At 68.8% G+C, this 5,227-nt stretch carries 7 protein-coding genes; 1 reads left to right on the top strand and 6 read right to left on the bottom strand.

Features of this window, described 5'->3' with window-relative positions; genetic code table 11:
* The 4 genes from E8A12_RS19895 to E8A12_RS19880 all read right to left on the bottom strand — a co-directional run bounded on the left by E8A12_RS19895 (position 1) and on the right by E8A12_RS19880 (position 2,925).
* Complete coding sequence (locus E8A12_RS19895) at positions 1-564, bottom strand: SRPBCC family protein (RefSeq protein ID WP_293372071.1); 564 nt, start codon at positions 562-564, stop codon at positions 1-3.
* Positions 565-602: 38 nt separating this feature from the next.
* Entirely contained in the window at positions 603-1,658 is a 1,056-nt protein-coding gene (locus E8A12_RS19890; RefSeq protein WP_293372069.1) for an acyltransferase, read from the bottom strand.
* 71 nt (positions 1,659-1,729) lie between these two features.
* A complete protein-coding gene (locus tag E8A12_RS19885; RefSeq protein ID WP_293372067.1) occupies positions 1,730-2,074 on the bottom strand; it encodes a P-II family nitrogen regulator in 345 nt (114 codons plus the stop codon).
* Entirely contained in the window at positions 2,071-2,925 is an 855-nt protein-coding gene (locus E8A12_RS19880; protein WP_293372065.1) for a methyltransferase domain-containing protein, read from the bottom strand. Before E8A12_RS19880 ends, E8A12_RS19885 begins: the two co-directional genes overlap by 4 nt.
* A gap of 80 nt (positions 2,926-3,005) precedes the next feature.
* Between E8A12_RS19880 and gloB the strand changes: the two genes are divergently transcribed.
* Positions 3,006-3,767, top strand: a complete 762-nt coding sequence (gloB, locus tag E8A12_RS19875) for a hydroxyacylglutathione hydrolase (RefSeq protein ID WP_293372063.1) — start codon at positions 3,006-3,008, stop codon at positions 3,765-3,767.
* A 38-nt stretch (positions 3,768-3,805) separates the two neighbouring features.
* Here gloB and E8A12_RS19870 read toward each other — a convergent pair whose 3' ends face one another.
* Both E8A12_RS19870 and phbB read right to left on the bottom strand, forming a co-directional pair.
* Complete coding sequence (locus E8A12_RS19870; RefSeq protein WP_293372061.1) at positions 3,806-4,603, bottom strand: DUF4908 domain-containing protein; 798 nt, start codon at positions 4,601-4,603, stop codon at positions 3,806-3,808.
* Between the two features lie 58 nt (positions 4,604-4,661).
* A partial coding sequence (gene phbB / locus E8A12_RS19865; RefSeq protein WP_293372059.1) for an acetoacetyl-CoA reductase occupies positions 4,662-5,227 on the bottom strand: 566 nt, incomplete at its 5' end.

Below are 5,227 nucleotides of genomic sequence, written 5' to 3'. Positions count from 1 at the left end.
CTAGGCCCGCTCCGCGCCGGCCTTCATCGCCTTGAGGGTCTCGCGCATCAGCACGGCATAGGCGCGGTCCAGGAACGCCACCTTCAGCAGCCACCGGCCGAGCGGCCCGAGGAAGCCCGGGAATCTGTCGGACCTCAGCCGAAAAGCGTAAGTCCAGGTCAATTCCGTGCGACCGCCCTCCAGCGCCCGGTAGCGGAATTCGCCGATGGCGTAGTGGATCGGCCGGGCAGCGGGGGTCGTGTAGTCCCAGACCACGTAGCGGAAACGTTCGCCCGGGAGGTCGTCCAGGATCTGCTCGGTGGCGCTGCCCCCGTCGCTGAGATGCACCTGGCGGCGTGCGCCTGCGCCGCCCCATTCGCCGGGCGTCAGCTGGGTTGTGCCGACGACCCCCGGCAGGCTGCCCGTGGCTGGCAGCGAGTCCTCAAGCTTGGCGGTGCGCGACCACTCGGCGAAGGTCATGGGATCGCGGTCGATGACGATCCGGTCCGTGCGCGTGATCATCGGCGCGGCGGGCTCAATGGCGGGCGGTGGGGCGCGTTCGGACTTAGCAGGCATCGCGTGCATGATCGCTGTTCTGCGGCCTGCCGGCCAGTCCCGAGGCGTCAGCGGCTGCGGGTGAGCGCCCGCGCCAAGCGCTGGGTCGGCCGCTCGACCAGCCTGAAGGTCACCCAGGAGGCGCCGAGGGAGACCGCCGCCGCCACGGCGATCGCCAAGGTCACCGGCGCGTGGTGACGGATCATCAGGATCAGCAGCTGCTCTCCCAAGAGGCCGTGGATCAGATAGACGGAGTAGCTGGTGTCGGACAGGAAGCGCACGACCCGCCATTCCGGCAGCCGGACGTTCAGCAGGGCCACGAAGAGCAGCAGCCCGTAGGCCACCGAGATCGCATAGGAGTTGGCCGCCGGCGCGAACTCCGGATGGATCGCCCGGACGCCCAGCAGGAAGACACTCCAGGCCGCTGTCAGATAGGCCAGGCCGAACGGCCAGGAGAGGCGTTTGGCCGCCAGCCACCAGTAGATGACCTGGCCCATCACCAGGACCGGCAGGTAGCTCACCACCGTGGCGAACAGGACGAAATTCGGTCCGAGGGCGCTGCGCTGGCAGATGACCACGGTCACGAAAGCCAAGTTGATCGCGATTCGATGCGGCGAGCGCCACATGAACTGGGTCAGGGCCGTCAGCGCGTAGAACACCATCTCGATGATCAGCGTCCAGGCCACGCCCACCAGCACCACCTGCGGAACCACGACGTAGTTGATCAGGCTGATGTTCAGCAGGATCGCCGAGAGGCTGAGCGGACCGCTGGGAATGCCGAGCGCGATGGAGAGCGCCACGGCCACCGCCATCATCGGATAGATCCGCAGCAGACGGCGCACGACGAAGCGATAGGGGCTCTCGACCGCAGCGCGGTCGCTGATGATGAAGCCGCTGATCAGGAAGAACAGGACGACGCCGAACCAACCGAAGTCCTGGATGATCCCCAGCGGGTCGGTGACGTTGTCGCGCACCCAACCGGCCGGCGCGAAGGGTTGCCCCATGCGCTGCGGCACCAGATTGGCCATGTGATCCCAGACCACGAGCCAGGCGGCCACCGCGCGGAGGTAGTCCAGGAAGACGTAGCGGCTTGCCGGATCCCTGGACCCGTCGGGGGCGTTCATCGGCCCTTGCTAGAGGAGCCGATTGAGTCCGCCAACAGCGGCGCTCCGCCGCGCCTGCCCGGCTCGCGCCGCTAACCGGCGATGGCGGCGGCGTCCCGGTCGCCGGTGCGGATGCGCAGCGCCTGCTCCAGGTCCATGACGAAGACCTTGCCGTCGCCGATCTTGCCGGTGTTGGCGGTGCGGGTGATCGCCTCGACCACCGCCTCGGCGATGTCGTCCGGGACGGCGATTTCCAGTTTCACCTTCGGCAGCAGCTTCACCTCATATTCCGCCCCGCGGTAGACCTCGGTCTTGCCGCGCTGGCGGCCGTAGCCGCGCACTTCGGTGACGGTCAGGCCCGAGGCGCCGGCCTCGGTGACCGCGTCCAGCACGGCGTCGAGCCGGCTGGGCTTGATGACCGCGACGATCATCTTCATGGCGCCGCCTTTCGGTTGGTTCGAAGAGCGACGCTAAGGCCTTCCCCGCGTCGCTCCAAGGGCTTGAGCGTTCGCTCGGTTCCCGTTGCCCGCGAAATGGGCGCCTGGGCCGCCGAGGTCCGGCCGACCGGGGCGGCGCCCGGCGCGGGGGCCAGCAATGGCCGCACCCGTCGTACGCGTTGGGCATGGCCCTTGGGCTTCACCGCGAAGGTCTGCTTTACCGCCTCCATCAGGAGCAGGCCTGCGAATCCGGGCCAGATCCGCGAGCCGACCTGCTCCCAGCCCTCGGCCCAGCGCGCCATCCAGTTGAGCGGCGGGACATAGAGGGCGCGCGTCCAGCCCGAGGGCTCGAGTTCCGCTTCGCGCAGCAGTTCGGCCAGCTGGCCGCGGCTATAGGGCCGGCCATGGCCGAACGGCGTCGACTCGGAATTGGCCCACAGGCCGTTGCGCGCCGCCACCGCCACCACAACCTTCCCGGAAGGCGCCAGCACCCGCCAGACCTCGCGCAACAGGGCCAGCGGATCGGGACTCTCTTCGATGCCGTGCACCACCAGGATGCGGTCGAAGAGGGCGTTGGGGAACGGCAGGGCGTCCTCGCCCACAAGGGTCGTCAGATTGGCCTCGCCGCCGGGCCAGATCTCAACTCCCTGCTGCGCGGGCATGGCGCCAACCACCCGGCGCGCCGCGTACCGGGCCGGGGCCACGAAGGGCGTCGCATAGCCCAGCGCCAGCACGTCGAGCCCGCGGGCGTCGCCCCACGCCTCGATCACCTTGCGCCCCACCATGGCGCGCGAGGCCCGCCCCAGATCGGAGGCGTAGAACTGGCGAAGGTCCAGAACGTCGCGGCGCATAGTCCATGGCTATGCTCGACTAACCCTTCACGCCAACCTAAATCGCAGTCGCGCCGCGACCCGCGCCCGGAGGCCAACCCATGCCGCTCACCGTCCATCAGTTCCCCTGTCTCGAGGACAACTACGGGTTCCTGGCCCGCGACGCGGCCTCGGGCCTGGCCGCCTGCATCGACACTCCGGACGCCGGCGCCATTCTGCGCGAGCTCGACAAGCTGGGCTGGAAACTCGACCTGATCCTCAACACTCACTGGCATCCCGACCACGCCGGCGGCAACGCCGAGATCGTGGCGGCCACCGGCGCGACCATCGTCGGCCCTGCCGAAGTGACGCGCATTTCCGCCCTCGACCGGGAGGTCAGGGGGGGCGACACGGTCATGCTGGGGGAAACGCATTTCCAGGTCATCGAATCGGGCGGCCATACGCTGGGCCACATCGCCTATTTCGACGCTGCCGACGGCGTCGCCTTCGTCGGTGACACCCTGTTCGCGCTGGGCTGCGGGCGCCTGTTCGAGGGCACGCCCGAGCAGATGTGGACGAGCCTGCAGCGGCTGGCCGCCCTGCCCGACGACACGACGGTCTATTGCGCCCATGAATACACCGCCTCGAACGCCCGCTTCGCGCTGTCGGTGGACGATGGTCCGGCGCTCAAGGCCCGCGCCGAGCAGGTCTTCGCCGCCCGCCAGCGCGGTGAACCCACCGTCCCCACCACCATCGCCCTGGAAAAGGCCACCAACCCCTTCCTGCGCGCGCCCGTCCTCGCCGACCGCGTCGGCGCCGCAGGCAAGCCCGACTACGAAGCCTTCGGCGCCGTGCGCGCGGCGAAGGACGTGTTCAAGGGGTAGATTTCTTCACTCCGGCGCGGCGCGGGGCAGGGATGCTCCTAGTGGAACCCCTGGGTCACCTGGACGATGCGGTCGGAGGACGGACGTCCGGCGAGGCCCTGCGGGGGGGCGACGGTGACTTCCAGCACACCGCCGGGATCGACCTGGGCCGAGGCCCTGGAACCCTCCACCAGGTGCACCTTGAGGATATGGTCGAGCAGCTTGCGGGCGTCGGAGCGCTTGGTCATGCGCACCACCGCCTCGCTGGTCACCATGGCCGCGTCGGCGATCAACGGCGCCGAGGTCGGGTTCGCCTCCGCCTCGAAGGGGATCAGCCGGCGCGCGGCGTGGCTCGCCCGGGCGCTGGCCTGCGCCAGCCGCTCCAGCAGCGCCTGCGGGCCCATGATCGCCAGCTTCAGGGGCGAGGCGACGCCGGCCAGCGCCGCGGCCGCGCCGCCCGGCCGCTGGTCGGTGAAGAGGGTCACCCCGCCTAGCCGCGTGGCGCGCAGCACCGGCTCGCCCAGATCGTTCTTGTAGATGGTGTCGCCGCGCGGGGCCGGCTGCGGCTGCAGGGCCCAGACCTCGAAGCTGTTGTCGAATTTCAGCAGCGCCTTCGGCTGGGTGCGGTCGAAGGTGAAGACGTCGCCGTCCTCGGTGACGTAGCGGGCGACCGGCGGGGCGGCGGTTTCACGTCCGTCGCTGGAATGATGTCCGAAGAGGCCGTTCAGGCTCCCCAGCGGACCGGCCAGGGCCGCCGGCGCCAAGCTTATCCATACGCAGAGGCCAACGGCGAGAACCGTCGCCGCCTTGATCCCAGAAAAAGCCGTTGGCTCACCCTTCATGACTTCGAAGGGCATGCAGAGGGCGTGTGGCGCTTTTTGGACCGGGGCGCGGCCTTCACCGGACAGTGCAGCCTTAGCCCACCAGGTACTGTCCGCCGTTGAGCGACAGTGTCGTTCCGGTCACATATCCGGCCCGTTCGCCGGCCAGGAAGGCGACCATGTCGGCGATCTCGTCGCCGCGGCCGAGCCGGCCCACCGGAATCTGGCCGATGATGGTCTCCAGGACCTTCTCGGGCACCGCCTGCACCATCTCGGTGTCGATATAGCCGGGGGCGATGCAGTTCACGGTGACGCCCTTCTTGGCGTTCTCCAGCGCCAGCGCCTTGGTGAAGCCGATCATCCCGGCCTTGGCGGCGGAATAGTTGGTCTGGCCGACCTGGCCCTTCTGGCCGTTGATCGAGGAGATGTTGATGATCCGGCCCCAGGAGCGGTCGCGCATGCCCTCGATCACCTGGCGGGTCATGTTGAACAGCGAATCCATGTTCACCCGGATCACTTCACTCCACTGCTCGGAGTCCATCCGGTGAAAGACGCCGTCGCGGGTGATGCCGGCATTGTTGACCAATATATCGATAGGACCGAGTTCGGCCTCGACGGCGGCCACGGCGTGCTGGCAGTCGGCGAAGTTGCCGACATTGC

It is taken from the genome of Phenylobacterium sp. (assembly GCF_004799395.1).
Lineage (GTDB): Bacteria > Pseudomonadota > Alphaproteobacteria > Caulobacterales > Caulobacteraceae > Phenylobacterium.
This window is presented reverse-complemented; position numbering and strand designations above follow the sequence as displayed.